The organism is Onishia taeanensis, from assembly GCF_900100755.1.
In the GTDB taxonomy this organism is placed as follows: Bacteria; Pseudomonadota; Gammaproteobacteria; order Pseudomonadales; family Halomonadaceae; genus Onishia; species Onishia taeanensis.
The window spans coordinates 97,063-113,455 of record NZ_FNCI01000011.1 but is presented as its reverse complement, the minus strand read 5'-3'; the positions used below and the strand labels follow the sequence as shown (position 1 = coordinate 113,455).

Annotated in this window: 12 protein-coding genes, 4 tRNA genes and 1 rRNA gene; all 17 read left to right on the top strand. The window is 61.4% G+C overall.

What is annotated here, in order from left to right:
• Window positions 1-155: 155 nt before the first annotated feature.
• The 17 genes from rrf (at window position 156) to rpsG (ending at window position 16,388) form a co-directional block, all read left to right on the top strand.
• A 5S ribosomal RNA gene (gene rrf / locus BLR71_RS13235) occupies window positions 156-271 on the top strand.
• A gap of 437 nt (window positions 272-708) precedes the next feature.
• Window positions 709-1,689 (top strand): biotin--[acetyl-CoA-carboxylase] ligase, encoded by a 981-nt coding sequence (locus BLR71_RS13230; RefSeq protein WP_092527278.1) that lies wholly within the window; start codon window positions 709-711, stop codon window positions 1,687-1,689.
• Window positions 1,686-2,525 carry a type III pantothenate kinase gene (locus BLR71_RS13225; RefSeq protein ID WP_092527276.1) on the top strand — a complete coding sequence of 280 codons (840 nt, stop codon included), beginning with the start codon at window positions 1,686-1,688 and terminating at the stop codon, window positions 2,523-2,525. The genes BLR71_RS13230 and BLR71_RS13225 overlap by 4 nt, the downstream gene beginning before the upstream one ends.
• Before the next feature lie 108 nt (window positions 2,526-2,633).
• A tRNA-Tyr gene (locus BLR71_RS13220) sits at window positions 2,634-2,717 on the top strand.
• A gap of 48 nt (window positions 2,718-2,765) precedes the next feature.
• A tRNA-Gly gene (locus BLR71_RS13215) sits at window positions 2,766-2,839 on the top strand.
• 20 nt (window positions 2,840-2,859) lie between these two features.
• Window positions 2,860-2,934: transfer RNA gene (locus BLR71_RS13210), tRNA-Thr, on the top strand.
• 143 nt (window positions 2,935-3,077) lie between these two features.
• Window positions 3,078-3,153: transfer RNA gene (locus tag BLR71_RS13205), tRNA-Trp, on the top strand.
• A 72-nt stretch (window positions 3,154-3,225) separates the two neighbouring features.
• Window positions 3,226-3,594 carry a preprotein translocase subunit SecE gene (gene secE / locus BLR71_RS13200; protein ID WP_092527274.1) on the top strand — a complete coding sequence of 123 codons (369 nt, stop codon included), beginning with the start codon at window positions 3,226-3,228 and terminating at the stop codon, window positions 3,592-3,594.
• Between the two features lie 8 nt (window positions 3,595-3,602).
• On the top strand, window positions 3,603-4,136 hold the full coding sequence (nusG, locus tag BLR71_RS13195; protein WP_092527272.1) for a transcription termination/antitermination protein NusG: 534 nt from the start codon (window positions 3,603-3,605) through the stop codon (window positions 4,134-4,136).
• Between the two features lie 122 nt (window positions 4,137-4,258).
• Complete coding sequence (gene rplK / locus BLR71_RS13190) at window positions 4,259-4,690, top strand: 50S ribosomal protein L11 (RefSeq protein ID WP_092527269.1); 432 nt, start codon at window positions 4,259-4,261, stop codon at window positions 4,688-4,690.
• A 2-nt stretch (window positions 4,691-4,692) separates the two neighbouring features.
• Window positions 4,693-5,385, top strand: coding sequence for a 50S ribosomal protein L1 (gene rplA / locus BLR71_RS13185; RefSeq protein WP_092527266.1), 693 nt, complete (start codon window positions 4,693-4,695; stop codon window positions 5,383-5,385).
• 257 nt (window positions 5,386-5,642) lie between these two features.
• Window positions 5,643-6,149, top strand: a complete 507-nt coding sequence (gene rplJ, locus BLR71_RS13180; RefSeq protein ID WP_092527264.1) for a 50S ribosomal protein L10 — start codon at window positions 5,643-5,645, stop codon at window positions 6,147-6,149.
• A gap of 92 nt (window positions 6,150-6,241) precedes the next feature.
• Window positions 6,242-6,613, top strand: a complete 372-nt coding sequence (gene rplL / locus BLR71_RS13175; protein ID WP_092527262.1) for a 50S ribosomal protein L7/L12 — start codon at window positions 6,242-6,244, stop codon at window positions 6,611-6,613.
• Window positions 6,614-6,846: 233 nt separating this feature from the next.
• Entirely contained in the window at window positions 6,847-10,923 is a 4,077-nt protein-coding gene (gene rpoB / locus BLR71_RS13170) for a DNA-directed RNA polymerase subunit beta (RefSeq protein ID WP_092527259.1), read from the top strand.
• A gap of 120 nt (window positions 10,924-11,043) precedes the next feature.
• A complete protein-coding gene (gene rpoC / locus BLR71_RS13165) occupies window positions 11,044-15,261 on the top strand; it encodes a DNA-directed RNA polymerase subunit beta' (protein ID WP_092527256.1) in 4,218 nt (1,405 codons plus the stop codon).
• A 150-nt stretch (window positions 15,262-15,411) separates the two neighbouring features.
• Complete coding sequence (gene rpsL, locus BLR71_RS13160) at window positions 15,412-15,786, top strand: 30S ribosomal protein S12 (protein ID WP_092527252.1); 375 nt, start codon at window positions 15,412-15,414, stop codon at window positions 15,784-15,786.
• 131 nt (window positions 15,787-15,917) lie between these two features.
• Window positions 15,918-16,388, top strand: coding sequence for a 30S ribosomal protein S7 (rpsG, locus tag BLR71_RS13155; RefSeq protein ID WP_092527250.1), 471 nt, complete (start codon window positions 15,918-15,920; stop codon window positions 16,386-16,388).
• The last annotated feature ends 5 nt before the right edge of the window (window positions 16,389-16,393 follow it).

Genomic DNA, 16,393 nt, shown 5'->3' with positions numbered 1-16,393 from the left:
CGTTGAGCTAACGTGTACTAATGGCCCGTGAGGCTTGACCATATAACCCCAAGGGGTCTGCGCATGACGCGCACAATTGACGGATACGCGAGACGCATCACGTCAGCATGATTCTTATTGCGATGGGCCGCCACGGCGACTCATCACCCGTTTCGCCTGACGACCATAGCGAGCGTGAACCACCCGATCCCATGCCGAACTCGGAAGTGAAACCGCTTAGCGCCGATGGTAGTGTGGAGCTTCTCCATGCGAGAGTAGGTCATCGTCAGGCACTTATTCAGAGAAAACCCCGGTCCTTTACAGGTCGGGGTTTTTTCGTGTCTGGGCGCTTGAAAGGCGCGCCCGATACGGGCGCCTCTATCCTCTTCTTCTTACCCCAGACGCATCCGCGCCCGGGGTTTTTTGTGTCAGCCACCTGGCATTAGGGCGTGCAGCTTTCATGGGGTCTTGCCATCGATACCCCTGTCAGTGGTCCTAAAAATGGCTGGAACGATCGCTGGAGGTGTTTAGGCGCGGATTAGGCCCTGGGCCAGGCCTTGGGCGCGAAACTGATGTCTCAATCTTGCCTTGGGTAGGGCGGTGTCGGCGCTGGGTATTTACCTGTGGCGTCGTGTACCAATATCAGGCAGGGCGCAACTTTGGTCGCGATGATTTCCGGGGGCTGCCGGCATCCGCTAGAATGGCGGTTTTTGCGGCGGGAAGGTGCGCATGACCATCGGTGAACTGATTCGCTTGTTGAGTGACGGTGACTTTCACTCGGGCGAGCAGTTGGGTGAGCGTCTGGGCGTATCCCGTACTGCGGTGTGGAAGCAGCTCAAGAAGCTCGAGGCTATGGATATCCCTCTGGAGGCGGTCAAGGGGCTGGGTTACCGCTTGGCGAACCCGGTAGAGCTGCTGGATGGGCCGGCGATCATCGCCGAGCTATCCCGTGACAGTCGCCAGGAGATGGCGCGGCTGTTCATAGAGGAGAGTCTCCCCTCGACCAACCGCTATCTGCGCGAGCGCTTCGAGCAGGGGGCGGGGCACGGCGAGGTGTGCCTGAGTGAGTCACAAAGCGAGGGGCGTGGTCGCCGTGGTCGTGGCTGGTCCAGTCCCTGGGGGCGTGGGCTGCTGCTATCGCTGGGCTGGCGATTCGAGTCCGGCGCCGCATCGCTGGAGGGGCTGAGCCTGGCGGTTGGCGTGGCGCTGGCCGATGTACTCGAGCGCCATGGCGTCGAGGTGGCGCTCAAGTGGCCCAATGACGTTCTGGTGCTCGGCAAAGGGCCTTCCCGCAAGCTCGCCGGCATCCTGCTCGAGGTCAGCGGTGACCTATCGGGGCCCTGCGAGGTGGTAATCGGGCTGGGCCTCAATGTCAGCCTTCCTGAGGCCGTTCGAGAGGCCATCGATCAGCCCGTGGCGTCGGTCCATGATCAAGCGCCCGGCGTCACGCGTAACCGGCTGGCCGCCGATATCATCGATGCCCTGTTGAAGCTGTTGCCGCGTTTCGAGCGCGAAGGTTTCGCTGGCTGGCGTGACGGCTGGAACCGACGTCACGCCCACGCAGGCCAGGCCATCGATATCATCCAGGGGCCGCGACGTCAGGAAGCGATAGCCGAGGGGGTCGATGCCGCCGGTAACCTGGTGGTATGGCTGGATGGAGAGCGTCAGTCACTGGCGAGTGGCGAAATCAGCGTGCGTGGTCATTCATGATTCTGGACCTGGATATCGGCAACACTCTGTCGAAGTGGCGCCTCAAGGACGTCGCGAGCAGCGAGATCCGTTCGCGTGGTGCGGTGTGGACGCGTGAGGAATGGCGGCCAGGCTCGGATATTCCTGACCTCGATGTGGTGAGCGCGGTGCGCATCTCAAGCGTCGCTCGCCAGAAGGTGCTGCAGGAGACCGTCGAGCTGCTGCGCCATGAGGTCGGCTTGGTGCACGTGGCGCGACCGGTGCGAGAGTCGCTTGGCGTTGTCAATGGCTACGACGAGCCCGGCCGGCTCGGCGTGGACCGGTGGCTGGGCGCGCTGGCGAGCTACCAGCTGGCGGGAGCCTGTTGCACGGTCGACTGCGGGAGTGCGATCACCATCGATTTCGTGCTTCCCGGAGGGCGCCACCTGGGCGGCTATATCTTGCCGGGTCTGCGCCTGATGAAGGAGAGCTTGAAGCTTGGCACGCGGAACGTGGCGATTGACCCCGATAGCGAAGCCGATGAGCTGCTGGCACCCGGGCGCAATACGGTGGAAGCGGTCAATCATGGCATCTATATGGCGGCGGTCAGTGCCGTGAACCGTATCTATGGCGAAGTCTGTGACCGCGAGGGCGTGGCGCTCCCCCTGCTACTGACCGGTGGCGATGCGCGGGTGGTGTCGCGCGGCATCCGGGTGCCACATGCCCTGTGGCCCGATATGGTCTATGGCGGGCTGGAGGCGTGCTTCCCGCAGACGGCCGCCGAGCGAGCAGGGCGGCTGTCGGGTGCACCGCAGATCCCTGCCCCCGTGTCGCTGGAAAAAATACGTGCAAGCCTTGCATTCTCCATGCTGCTTTGACAGAATGCAGCGCGTTCGCAGGGCAAGCGTGTTCGAGCCGCGGTTCGGATAAAGTAAGATAAGCGCTTGACATTGTTGCGAAAAGCGGTAGAATTTACCGCGTGATTCGGAGGGGTTCCCGAGTGGCCAAAGGGAGCAGACTGTAAATCTGCCGCGAAAGCTTCGAAGGTTCGAATCCTTCCCCCTCCACCAGATTTTGCCGAACCGCCTTCAGTCGATTCGGTAGTAAGAGCCGGGCAGGCGGGCATAGTTCAATGGTAGAACCTCAGCCTTCCAAGCTGATGATGCGGGTTCGATCCCCGCTGCCCGCTCCAGTTTTTGCTGTAAGTGTTTCGCTCGTGTAGCTCAGGGGTAGAGCACACCCTTGGTAAGGGTGAGGTCGGCGGTTCAAATCCGCCCACGAGCTCCATATTAGAAAAGGCGAGCCGCAAGCTCGCCTTTTCTTTTTGCTCCCGGTGGTTTTCGGGGGTTGTCAGGCAGAGGGGCTTTCGCTATGATAGCGCCCGCTGTTACGGGATGCCTGCAAAGGGTTTCCAGTGGAAGCACAGATACAGGCCAGTAGCTCAATTGGCAGAGCAGCGGTCTCCAAAACCGCAGGTTGGGGGTTCGATTCCCTCCTGGCCTGCCAGTCTTCCCCAGACTGGTAATATCCCTTATACTTTCATGTTTCGATTGCTGCACCCTGAGGAGTCTCGTTCGCATGAAACAAAACGCCGAGGTGCAGGAGTCGCGCCACGACGGGCTCAGGTGGGCGGTTGTCGTCTCTCTGGTAGTCGTTGCCGTTGTCGGTAACTCCTATTTCGCCGATCAAGCGCTGCTCTACCGTGTATTGGGCGTCGTGGTGCTGTGTGCGCTTGCCGCCGGTGTGGCTATCACCACCACCAAGGGGCGCAATCTCCTGGAGCTGGCCCGCAGTGCGCGCAAGGAAATTCAGCGCGTCGTCTGGCCGACCCGCCAAGAAACCATTCAGACCACTGCGATCGTGATGGTGGCTGTGCTGGTGGTAGGTCTGATGCTGTGGCTGATTGATACCCTTCTTGGCTGGGCGATGTCCGGCGTCATTGGTTAGGAGATTCCATGTCCAAGCGTTGGTATGTCGTGCATGCCTACTCCAGCTTCGAAAAGCATGTCATGCGCTCGCTCATCGAGCGCGTGAAGATGTATGGCATGGAAGATCGCTTCGGCGAGATTCTGGTGCCGACCGAAGAAGTGGTCGAGATGCGCGACGGCAAGCGCCGCAAGAGTGAGCGCAAGTTCTATCCCGGCTATGTGTTGGTCGAGATGGAGATGGACGACGCAACTTGGCATCTGGTCAACGAGACGCCCCGCGTTCTCGGTTTTATCGGTGGTACGAAAGAAAAGCCTGCCCCGATCAGTCAGAAAGAAGCCGATGCCATTCTGCGTCGCGTCCAGGACGGCACCGACAAGCCGCGGCCGAAGACCGTCTTCGAGCCGGGTCAATCTGTGCGTGTCATCGATGGCCCCTTCGCCGACTTCAATGGTGTGGTGGAAGAGGTCAACTACGACAAGAGTCGCGTCCAGGTCAGCGTGCTGATCTTTGGTCGTGCGACTCCTGTCGAGCTTGAGTTTTCCCAGGTCGAGAAGGACTGAATCTCGATTTGGAGGCGTGATCAGCTGAGTATGATCAAACGCCAGTCAGAAGTAGTCAGGCCGCCAAGGCGGTCATTCAACCGGGGAGCCGAAAGGCGCTAGCACCCAATTGGAGTCTTATCATGGCCAAGAAAGTACAGGCTTACATCAAGCTGCAGGTTGCAGCTGGTAAAGCTAACCCGAGTCCTCCCGTGGGCCCCGCGCTGGGTCAGCACGGCGTCAATATCATGGAGTTCTGCAAGGCGTTCAACGCTGAGACCCAGGATATCGAGCCGGGCCTACCGACGCCGGTCGTCATCACCGTCTATTCCGACCGCAGCTTCACCTTCATCACCAAGACGCCGCCCGCGGCCGTCCTGCTGAAGAAGGCTGCTGGCATCAAGTCCGGCTCTGGTGAGCCGAACAAGAAGAAGGTCGGCACCGTGACTCGCGACCAGCTCGAAGAGATCGCCAAGACCAAGGAGCCGGATCTGACGGCTGCTGATCTTGACGCCGCGGTGCGTACCATTGCCGGTAGCGCCCGTAGCATGGGCCTCAACGTGGAGGGTCTCTGATCATGGCTAAACTGTCCAAGCGCGCTCTGAAGATCAAAGAGCAGGTTGACGCGTCCAAGGTCTACACCCTGGATGAAGCCGTGGCTCTGCTCAGCGAGCTGTCCACCGTCAAGTTCAAAGAATCTCTCGACGTCGCCATCAATCTGGGCGTTGACCCGCGTAAATCCGACCAGGTTGTGCGCGGTGCTACCGTCATGCCCAACGGCACTGGCAAAGACGTGCGCGTAGCCGTCTTTACCCAGGGCGCCAACGTTGATGCTGCCAAGGAAGCCGGTGCCGACATCGTTGGCATGGACGACCTGGCCGAGCAGGTCAAGAAAGGCCAGCTCGACTTTGACGTGGTCATCGCCTCGCCGGACGCCATGCGCGTCGTCGGTCAGCTGGGTCAGATTCTCGGCCCGCGTGGCCTGATGCCGAACCCGAAGGTCGGCACCGTGACGCCGGACGTCGCCACCGCGGTCAAGAACGCCAAAGCTGGTCAGGTGCGTTTCCGTACCGACAAGAACGGCATCATTCATACCACCCTGGGTAAAGTGGATTTCGCTGCTGACGATATCCGCGGCAACCTTGAAGCGCTGGTCGCAGACCTCAAGCGCCTCAAGCCCAGCACCTCCAAGGGTGTGTATTTCAAGAAACTGACCCTGTCCACCACCATGGGCCCGGGTCTGACCGTCGATCATTCCGCTTACGCGTGATCGATGTAGCCAAAGATACTTTGCGGTCCTCGGCCTTCCTCATGGAGTCCGGGGCGCCGTCAAAGACCGCAGGTGCCGTGTCTTGCATGCGAGACACGGCTTAATCTCCCTCAGGGGAAGCCTGCGCAGATGGTGTGGCCGCCAGTCACTGGTGTGCACCATCACCCAAGCCTTCTCACCATTAGGTGAGAAGAGATGGTAACCCCCGGAACTGTGAGGCGTGAGTCTCTCGGTTCCGGCACGAAGGAGTGATCACTGTGCCACTAGCTCTCGAAGGCAAGAAGGCAATTGTTGCCGAGGTCAGTGAGGCCGCTAAGGACGCTCTCTCCGTCGTAGTTGCTGATTCTCGTGGCGTGGACGTTAGTGCCATGACCAGCCTGCGCAAGCAGGCACGCGAGAATGGCGTGCAGATCCGTGTTGTTCGCAACACTCTGGCGCGCCGCGCTCTGTCCGGAACTCCCTGGGAGATTCTGGATGAGACTTTCTCAGGTCCGACGCTGTTGGCCTTCTCCTACGAGCACCCGGGCGCTGCTGCCCGTCTGTTCAAGGAGTTCGCCAAGAGTGAGAAGGACTTCGAAGTCAAGGCGCTGGCATACGAAGGCGAGTTCATCCCGGCTTCCGATCTTGACCGTCTGGCCACGCTGCCGACACGCGAAGAAGCGCTCGCCAAGCTGATGTCCGTCATGAAGGAAGCTTCTGCCGGCAAGCTGGTTCGTACTCTCGCGGCACTGCGCGACCAGAAGGAAGAAGCGGCCGCTGCCTGATTGGCGCGCTTCTCCGAGTAGCCTGAACCGACCATTGAATCATGAGCACTTGGTCTCCTGGCCGAGGCTCCGCAAAGTCTAGGAAATTGAACATGGCACTTACCCAAGAAGACATCATCAACGCCGTCGCCGACATGTCCGTCATGGAAGTGGCTGAGCTGATCTCTGCAATGGAAGAGAAGTTCGGCGTGAGCGCGGCTGCAGCCGTCGTCGCCGGCCCGGGTGGCGGTGAAGCCGCTGCTGAAGAAGAGCAGACTGAATTTGACCTGGTGCTGACCGGCGCTGGCGACAAGAAAGTCAACGTCATCAAGGCCGTCCGCGAGATCACTGGTCTCGGCCTGAAGGAAGCCAAAGGTGCCGTCGACGGCGCTCCGGCGACCATCAAGGAAGCGATGTCCAAGGACGACGCTGAAGAAGCGAAGAAGAAGCTGGAAGAAGCCGGCGCGAGCGTGGAGCTCAAGTAATCCTTGTGCCCATGGCTTCACGCGCTGCGTAAGCTTCCACGGCTGGTGGCGGGCTTCCCGCTACCGGCCTTTTTCTGTTGTTACTAGCTGCCCGCTTTCATGCGACGCCGCTAGCCGAATTCCGACGGCGAGCTTCCAAGAGGGGGCTTGCCGTCAGCGCCTGACGGGACCCATCCCGTCAGGTGGCGCCGACACGCATCGGTCACCCATGGTGAACAAGCTGGGGAATACAGATGGCTTACTCATACACTGAGAAAAAACGCATCCGCAAGGATTTCGGCAAACTGCCCCAAGTGATGGATGTGCCTTACCTGCTGGCCATCCAGCTTGATTCCTACTACGACTTCCTCCAGCAGGATCGCTCGCCGGAAGAGCGGCTCGAGCTCGGCCTGCACGCCGCCTTCAAGTCCGTATTCCCGATCGAGAGCTTCTCGGGCAACGCTGCTCTCGAGTATGTCAGCTATCGTTTCGGCACGCCGGCCTTCGACGTCAAGGAATGTCAGCTGCGCGGGGTCACCTATTCGGCACCGCTGCGCGTCAAGGTACGTCTGATCATCTACGATCGCGAGTCGTCCAACAAAGCGATCAAGGATATCAAGGAGCAGGAAGTCTACATGGGGGAAATCCCCCTGATGACCGAGAACGGTACCTTCGTGGTCAACGGTACCGAGCGTGTCATCGTCTCCCAGCTGCATCGCTCGCCGGGTGTGTTCTTCGACCATGACAAGGGCAAGAGCCACTCCTCAGGCAAGCTGCTGTACTCTGCGCGGGTTATCCCCTACCGCGGGTCCTGGCTCGACTTCGAGTTCGACCCCAAGGACAACGTCTTCGTGCGTATCGACCGTCGCCGCAAACTGCCGGCGTCCGTGTTGCTGCGCGCGCTGGGCATGAGCGCCGAGGAGATCCTCGATAACTTCTTCGAGACCAGCACCTTCCACATCGAGAAGAGCGGTTTCTCGGTGGATCTGGTGCCGTCGCGCCTGCGCGGCGAAACCGCGACCTTCGACATCAAGGATGCCGATGGCAGTGTGATCGTCGAAGAAGGTCGTCGTATCACCCAGAAGCACATCCGTCAGATGGAAAAGTCGGGCCTCGAGCGTCTCGAAGTGCCGATGGAGTACCTGTACGGCAAGACGCTGGCCAAGGATCAAGTCGATCCAAAGACCGGCGAGCTGATCTGCGAGTGCAACTCCGAGATCACGCCGGAGCTGCTCGAGAAGCTGGCCACCGCCGGCATCACTACCCTCGAAACGCTCTATACCAACGACCTCGACTGCGGTCCGTTCATCTCCGACACCCTGAAGCTGGATAGCACTCGCAGCCAGCTCGAGGCATTGGTCGAGATCTACCGCATGATGCGCCCCGGCGAGCCGCCCACCAAGGAAGCCGCCGAGACGCTGTTCCACAACCTGTTCTTCACCGAAGACCGCTACGACCTGTCGGGCGTGGGTCGGATGAAGTTCAACCGTCGTCTGCGTCGTGACGGTGATACCGGTTCCGGCGTCCTCGACAATGGCGACATCCTCGATGTGCTCAAGGAGCTGATTGCGATCCGCAACGGCTTCGGCGACGTCGATGATATCGACCACCTGGGTAACCGCCGTATCCGCTGTGTCGGCGAGATGGCAGAGAACCAGTTCCGCGTTGGCCTGGTGCGCGTCGAGCGTGCGGTCAAGGAACGTCTGTCCATGGCCGAGAGCGAAGGCCTGATGCCGCAGGACCTGATCAACGCCAAGCCGGTCGCGGCGGCGGTGAAGGAGTTCTTCGGTTCGAGCCAGCTGTCCCAGTTCATGGACCAGAACAACCCGCTGTCCGAGGTCACCCACAAGCGTCGTGTCTCGGCGCTCGGTCCGGGCGGTCTGACCCGTGAGCGCGCCGGCTTCGAGGTGCGTGACGTACACGCGACTCACTATGGTCGCCTGTGCCCGATCGAAACGCCGGAAGGCCCGAACATCGGTCTGATCAACTCGCTGGCGACCTACAGCCACACCAACAGCTACGGTTTCCTCGAGACGCCGTACCGCAAGGTCGTGGACGGTCAGATCACCGATGAAGTGGTGCAGCTGTCGGCCATCGAAGAAGGCAACTTCGTTATCGCCCAGGCCTCGGCCACGGTTGACGAGAACGGCCATCTGGTCGATGACCTGGTTCAGGTGCGTCACCGCGGCGAGACCACCTTCATGGCGCCGGACAAGGTCACCATGATGGACGTGTCTCCGCGCCAGGTGGTGTCCGTGGCAGCGGCCCTGATTCCGTTCCTCGAGCACGATGACGCCAACCGCGCCCTGATGGGTGCGAACATGCAGCGTCAGGCGGTGCCGACCCTGCGCGCCGACAAGCCGCTGGTAGGTACGGGCATGGAGCGATTCGTCGCCCGTGACTCCGGTGTCTGCGCGGTGGCCCGTCGTGGTGGCGTGATCGACTCGGTCGATGCCCGTCGCGTCGTGGTGCGGGTCAATGAGGACGAGATCATCGGCGGTGAAGCCGGTGTGGATATCTACAACCTCACCAAGTACACCCGCTCGAACCAGAACACCTGCATGAACCAGCGTCCGATCGTGCGCCCGGGTGACCGGGTATCGAAGGACGATATACTCGCCGACGGCCCGTCCGTCGACATGGGCGACCTGGCGCTGGGCCAGAACATGCGCATCGCCTTCATGCCCTGGAACGGCTACAACTTCGAGGACTCCATCCTGTTCTCGGAGCGCGTGGTGCAGGAAGACCGCTTCACCACCATCCACATCCAGGAACTGACCTGTGTGTCTCGCGACACCAAGCTGGGCGCCGAGGAAATCACCTCGGATATCCCCAACGTGGGTGAGTCGGCGCTGTCCAAGCTCGACGAAGCCGGCGTGGTGTATATCGGTGCCGAGGTCGGCCCGGGCGACATTCTGGTCGGTAAGGTCACGCCGAAGGGCGAGACCCAGCTGACGCCGGAAGAGAAGCTGCTACGTGCCATCTTCGGTGAGAAGGCCTCCGACGTTAAGGATACCTCCCTGCGTGCCCCGACCGGCATGAAGGGCACGGTCATCGACGTTCAGGTCTTCACCCGCGACGGCGTCGAGAAGGACTCCCGCGCGCTGTCCATCGAGCAGATGCAGCTCGATGAGGTGCGCAAGGATCTCCAAGAGACCTACCGCATCGCCGAAGACGCGACCTTCGAACGCCTGAAGCGCACCCTGTCCGGTCAGCCGGTCAACGGTGGTCCCAAGCTCAAGAAGGACGATGTCCTCTCCGAGGAGTACCTCGAAGAGCTGCCGCGTCAGCAGTGGTTCAAGCTGCGCATGCAGGACGAGTCGCTCAACGAACTGCTGGCTCAGGCCGATGAGCAGCTCGAAAACCGTCGCAAGGAGATGGACGAGCGCTTCGAAGACAAGAAACGCAAGCTGACCCAGGGCGACGATCTGGCGCCTGGCGTGCTGAAGATCGTCAAGGTCTACATGGCGGTCAAGCGTCGCATTCAGCCGGGCGACAAGATGGCCGGTCGTCACGGTAACAAGGGTGTTATCTCCGCGATCATGCCGATCGAGGACATGCCCTTCGACGGCGGCGGTGAGCCGGTCGACGTGGTTCTGAACCCGCTGGGCGTACCGTCGCGTATGAACGTCGGTCAGATCCTCGAGACCCACCTGGGCATGGCCGCGCGTGGTCTTGGCGTCAAGATCGAGCACATGCTGCGCGAGGCCCGCGAACAGCAGGTCGTCCAGCTGCGTGACTTCCTCGGCAAGGTCTACAACACCGAGGGCTCGCGCCTCGAGGACATCAGCTCCCTGTCCGACGACGAGGTGATCGCGCTGGCGAAGAACCTCCAGGGCGGTGTGCCGATGGCCACGCCGGTCTTCGACGGCGCCAAGGAGCATGAGATCAAGCATCTGCTGAGCCTTGCCGACCTGCCGGATTCCGGTCAGATGACGCTCTACGATGGGCGTACCGGCGAGTCCTTCGACCGCCCGGTCACGGTGGGCTACATGTACATGCTCAAGCTCAACCACCTGGTCGACGACAAGATGCACGCGCGCTCCACGGGCTCGTACTCGTTGGTCACCCAGCAACCGCTGGGCGGCAAGGCGCAGTTCGGTGGTCAGCGCTTCGGTGAGATGGAGGTCTGGGCCCTGGAAGCCTACGGTGCAGCCTATACCCTCCAGGAGATGCTCACGGTCAAGTCCGATGACGTGGAAGGTCGTACCAAGATGTACAAGAGCATCGTGGATGGCGACCACACCATGCAGGCGGGCATGCCGGAATCCTTCAACGTACTGGTGAAGGAAATCCGCTCGCTGGGCATCGACATCGAGCTGGAAGGCTAAGCACCCGGGACTTGAGTCAGTACTGGCGACAGTACTCACGACAGTGCTCGAGAAAGATGGTCCGCGGGGGCGGGCAGCACGCCGCCCCCGCCTATGACAACTCCGCAACGGAGCCGACCTATGAAAGATTTGGTTAAAGTTCTCAAGTCGCAGGCACAGTCCGAAGAGTTCGACGCGATCAGAATCACGCTCGCGTCACCGGACCTGATCCGCTCCTGGTCTTACGGCGAGGTAAAGAAGCCCGAGACCATCAACTACCGTACCTTCAAGCCGGAGCGTGACGGCCTGTTCTGCGCCAAGATCTTTGGCCCGGTGAAGGATTACGAGTGCCTGTGCGGCAAGTACAAGCGCATGAAGCACCGCGGCATCATCTGCGAGAAGTGCGGCGTCGAGGTCACCAAGGCCGCGGTTCGTCGCGAGCGCATGGGCCATATCGAACTGGCCAGCCCGGTTGCGCACATCTGGTTCCTGAAATCGCTGCCGTCCCGCATCGGCATGTTCCTGGACATGACCCTGCGTGACATCGAGCGCGTGCTCTATTTCGAGAGCTTCGTGGTCGTCGACCCGGGCATGACCACCCTCGAGCGTGGCCAGCTGCTCAACGACGAGCAGTACTTCGAGGCCCTCGAGGAGTTCGGCGACGACTTCGATGCCCGCATGGGTGCCGAAGCCGTGCAGGCGCTGCTCAAGGACATCGACCTGGACGAGGAGATCAATCATCTGCGCGAAGAGATTCCGCAGACCAACTCCGAGACCAAGATCAAGAAGCTATCCAAGCGCCTCAAGCTGCTCGAGGCCTTCTCCAAGTCGGGCAATGCGCCGGCCTGGATGGTCATGGAAGTGCTGCCGGTGCTGCCGCCGGACCTGCGTCCGCTGGTGCCGCTGGACGGCGGTCGCTTCGCGACCTCGGATCTCAACGATCTGTACCGTCGCGTGATCAACCGCAACAACCGCCTCAAGCGTCTGCTCGACCTCAATGCGCCGGACATCATCGTGCGCAACGAGAAGCGCATGCTGCAGGAGTCCGTGGACGCACTGCTCGACAACGGTCGTCGCGGTCGCGCCATCACCGGTTCCAACAAGCGTCCGCTGAAGTCGCTGGCCGACATGATCAAGGGCAAGCAGGGGCGTTTCCGTCAGAACCTGCTGGGTAAGCGCGTCGACTACTCCGGTCGTTCCGTGATCACCGTGGGTCCGACCCTGCGTCTGCACCAGTGCGGCCTGCCGAAGAAGATGGCGCTCGAACTGTTCAAGCCGTTCATCTACTCCAAGCTGCAGTCCAGCGGCCAGGCGTCCACCATCAAGGCCGCCAAGAAGATGGTCGAGCGCGAGCTGCCGGAGGTGTGGGATATCCTCGCCGACGTCATCCGCGAGCACCCGGTACTGCTCAACCGTGCACCGACCCTGCACCGTCTGGGCATCCAGGCCTTCGAGCCGCTGCTGATCGAAGGCAAGGCGATTCAGCTGCACCCGCTGGTCTGTGCCGCCTACAACGCCGACTTCGACGGTGACCAGATGGCGGTCCACGTACCGCTGACCCTGGAAGCCCAGCTCGAAGCCCGTGCGCTGATGATGGCCACCAACAACGTGCTGTCGCCGGCCAACGGTGATCCGATCATCGTGCCGTCACAGGACGTGGTGCTGGGTCTGTATTACATGACCCGCGAGAAGATCAACGCCAAGGGCGAAGGCATGATCTTCTCTGATCTCAAGGAAGTCGAGCGCGCCTTCGGCACCCAGAGCGTGTCCATGCATGCTCGGGTCAAGGTTCGTCTGACTGAATTCCTGCCGGAGGAAGAGGGCGGTGAGCTCGTCGAGCGCACTTCGCTCTACGACACCACCGTGGGTCGTGCGATGCTGTTCCGCATCCTGCCCAAGGGCGCGCCCTTCGAGCTGGTCGACCAGCCGATGAAGAAGAAGGCGATCTCCGGGCTGATCAACGAGGTCTACCGCCGCACCGGCCTCAAGGACGCCGTGGTCTTCGCCGACCAGCTGATGTACACCGGCTTCCGTCTGGCCACTTGGTCCGGCGCCTCGATCGGCGTCAACGACTTTGTCATCCCCGATGCCAAGAAGGGCATCGTCGATGCTGCCGAGGACGAAGTGAAGGAAATCGAGGACCAGTTCTCCTCCGGTCTCGTGACCGCGGGCGAGAAGTACAACAAGGTCATCGATATCTGGTCCAAGGCCAACGACAAGGTCGCCAAGGCGATGATGACCGGCATCTCCAAGGAGAGCGTGGTCAACCGCGACGGTGAAGAAGTCGAACAGGACTCCTTCAACAGCGTCTTCATCATGGCCGACTCCGGTGCCCGTGGTAGTGCCGCCCAGATCCGTCAGCTGGCGGGTATGCGTGGCCTGATGGCCAAGCCGGATGGCTCGATCATCGAGACGCCGATCACCGCCAACTTCCGTGAAGGTCTGAACGTACTCCAGTACTTCATCTCCACTCACGGTGCCCGTAAGGGTCTGGCGGATACGGCCCTCAAGACGGCCAACTCCGGTTACCTGACCCGTCGCCTGGTCGACGTGGCACAGGATCTGGTGATCACCGAACCTGATTGCGGCACCGAGAACGGTCTGACGCTGCACCCGGTCATCGAAGGTGGCGACATCATCGTCTCCCTGGCACAGCGTGTGCTGGGCCGTGTGGTCGCTCAGGACGTGGTCGACCCGGCCACCGACGAAGTGCTGATTCCGCGTGACACCCTGCTCGACGAAGCCTGGTGTGCCGAGCTCGACACCATGGGCGTCGACGAGATCGTGGTGCGCTCGACCATCACCTGCGACACGCCGCATGGCGTCTGCTCGGCCTGCTATGGCCGTGACCTGGCGCGTGGCCATCAGGTCAACACCGGTGAAGCGGTCGGCGTCATCGCCGCACAGTCGATCGGTGAGCCGGGTACCCAGCTGACCATGCGTACCTTCCACATCGGCGGTGCGGCCTCTCGTGCCTCGGCCGTCGACAGTGTTCAGGTCAAGCATGGCGGCAAGGTGCGCCTGCACAACATCAAGTCCGTGGAACGTGCCGACGGCAAGCTGGTGGTGGTCTCTCGCTCCAGTGCCCTGGCCGTCGCCGACGACCACGGCCGTGAGCGCGAGTACTACAAGCTGCCCTACGGCGCCGAGCTGTCGGTCAAGGACGGCGAACTGGTCGACGGTGGTCAGACCGTCGCCAAGTGGGACCCGCACACCCATCCGATCGTGGCTGAGGTCGAAGGTAAGGCCCAGTACATCGACATGGATGAGGGGGTCTCCATCCACCGCAGCGTGGATGAGATGACCGGCCTGTCCTCCATCGAGGTGATCGAGTCCGCAGCACGTCCGGCCTCCGGTCGTGACAAGCGCCCGATGATCATGCTCGCCGACGCCGCCGGCCAGCACATTTCGCTGCCGGGCTCCAACACGCCGGTGCAGTATCTGTTGCCCGGCAAGGCCATCGTCTCGATCGAGAACGGTGCCGAAGTGGGGGTTGGTGAAGTCGTCGCCCGTATTCCGGTCGAAGCGACCGGTAACAAGGACATCACCGGTGGTCTGCCCCGCGTGGCCGACCTGTTCGAGGCGCGTAAGCCCAAGGAATCGGCGATTCTCGCCGAGATCAGCGGCGTGCTCAGCTTCGGCAAGGAGACCAAGGGCAAGCGTCGTCTGACGATCACCCCGACCGATGGCGATCCGTTCGAGATGCTGATCCCGAAATGGCGTCAGATCGCGGTATTCGAAGGCGAGACGGTCGAGAAGGGCGAGGTCATCTCCGATGGCCCGAGCAACCCGCACGATATCCTGCGTCTGCTGGGTGTCAGCGAGTTGGCCAAGTACATCACCGCCGAGGTGCAAGAGGTCTATCGCCTCCAGGGCGTGGGCATCAACGACAAGCACATCGAAGTGATCGTGCGTCAGATGCTGCGCAAGGTCGAAATCACCGATGCCGGTGACTCCGACTTCATCACCGGTGATCAGGTCGAAGTGGTGCGCGTGATCGAACAGAACGCGCGCCTGGAACAGGAAGGCAAGTTCCCGGCCAAGTACGACCGCCTGCTGCTGGGTATCACCAAGGCGAGCCTCGCCACCGAGTCGTTCATCTCCGCGGCCTCCTTCCAGGAGACCACGCGGGTGCTGACCGAAGCGGCAGTGACTGGCAAGCGCGATTACCTGCGCGGCCTGAAGGAAAACGTGGTGGTGGGACGTCTGATCCCGGCCGGTACTGGCTTGACCCACCATGCGGAGCGTCGCCGTCGTCGCGAAGACGCCGAGCGCGTGCTCCAACCGTCGGCCCAGGACGTCGAGCAGGAGCTGGGCGCTCAGCTCACCGCCCTCGACGCGGATGACGACGAGATCTAGCCAGAGCCAGCGCAAGGCCGGTGCCATTTGGCGCCGGCCTTGACGCGGATCGCTCTGAGACAGTAGAATGCGCAGCCTTTGAAAGTGGGGTGGGTGCGCCCGCGCTCGCTATCGAAAGGCCAAGGCAACCATTGGAGTCAGCTACAGACCATGGCAACTATTAACCAGCTCGTGCGCAAGCCGCGCAAGCGTCCCGTCGTCAAGAGCGACGTTCCGGCGCTGCAGGCCTGCCCGCAACGTCGCGGGGTTTGCACCCGCGTTTACACCACTACCCCGAAGAAGCCGAACTCCGCACTGCGTAAGGTGTGCCGTGTTCGTCTGACCAACGGGTATGAAGTGTCTTCCTACATCGGTGGTGAAGGTCACAACCTGCAAGAACACTCTGTCGTGCTGATTCGCGGCGGTCGAGTGAAGGACTTGCCGGGTGTGCGTTATCACACCGTTCGCGGCGCTCTCGACACCTCCGGTGTCCAGAACCGTAAGCAGGGCCGTTCCAAGTACGGCACCAAGCGTCCGAAGTCCTAAGCGACTCGAACGCCGCCGGAACCGCCATACCATATTGCACCGGTCTGATAAGAGTAAGGTCGAGCGTTGCAGGCGAGCCCTGTACCAGTCTCGGGTTTACCTGAAGGACCCCTTAGTTTTGAGGGCTTATCATGCCTAGAAGAAGAGTTGCTGCGAAGCGCGAAATCCTCCCGGATCCGAAGTTCGGAAGCGAGCGCCTGGCAAAGTTCATGAACCACCTCATGATCAGCGGCAAGAAGTCTGTAGCTGAACGTATCGTTTATGGCGCCCTGGACCGTGTGTCCGAGCGCAACAATGATGACCCGCTGGAGATCTTCGACAAGGCGCTGGAAACCATTCAGCCCATGGTCGAGGTGAAATCTCGTCGTGTCGGTGGTGCTACCTACCAGGTGCCCGTGGAAGTGCGTCCCTCGCGTCGTCAGGCGCTGGCCATGCGCTGGCTGGCCGATGCTGCCCGTAACCGTGGTGAAAAGACTATGGTGCAGCGTCTGGCCGGTGAGATGCTCGATGCCGCTGAAGGCAAGGGCGCCGCTGTGAAGAAGCGCGAAGACGTGCACCGCATGGCGGAGGCCAACAAGGCCTTCTCGCACTACCGCTTCTAAGCAGG

Excerpts from the sequence above, each read along its gene's own strand:
- BLR71_RS13230 (WP_092527278.1), top strand. The coding sequence starts at position 709 with ATGACCATCGGTGAACTGATTCGCTTGTTGAGTGACGGTGACTTTCAC.
- BLR71_RS13225 (WP_092527276.1), top strand. The coding sequence starts at position 1,686 with ATGATTCTGGACCTGGATATCGGCAACACTCTGTCGAAGTGGCGCCTC.
- secE (WP_092527274.1), top strand. The coding sequence starts at position 3,226 with ATGAAACAAAACGCCGAGGTGCAGGAGTCGCGCCACGACGGGCTCAGG.
- nusG (WP_092527272.1), top strand. The coding sequence starts at position 3,603 with ATGTCCAAGCGTTGGTATGTCGTGCATGCCTACTCCAGCTTCGAAAAG.
- rplK (WP_092527269.1), top strand. The coding sequence starts at position 4,259 with ATGGCCAAGAAAGTACAGGCTTACATCAAGCTGCAGGTTGCAGCTGGT.
- rplA (WP_092527266.1), top strand. The coding sequence starts at position 4,693 with ATGGCTAAACTGTCCAAGCGCGCTCTGAAGATCAAAGAGCAGGTTGAC.
- rplL (WP_092527262.1), top strand. The coding sequence starts at position 6,242 with ATGGCACTTACCCAAGAAGACATCATCAACGCCGTCGCCGACATGTCC.
- rpoB (WP_092527259.1), top strand. The coding sequence starts at position 6,847 with ATGGCTTACTCATACACTGAGAAAAAACGCATCCGCAAGGATTTCGGC.
- rpoC (WP_092527256.1), top strand. The coding sequence starts at position 11,044 with ATGAAAGATTTGGTTAAAGTTCTCAAGTCGCAGGCACAGTCCGAAGAG.
- rpsL (WP_092527252.1), top strand. The coding sequence starts at position 15,412 with ATGGCAACTATTAACCAGCTCGTGCGCAAGCCGCGCAAGCGTCCCGTC.
- rpsG (WP_092527250.1), top strand. The coding sequence starts at position 15,918 with ATGCCTAGAAGAAGAGTTGCTGCGAAGCGCGAAATCCTCCCGGATCCG.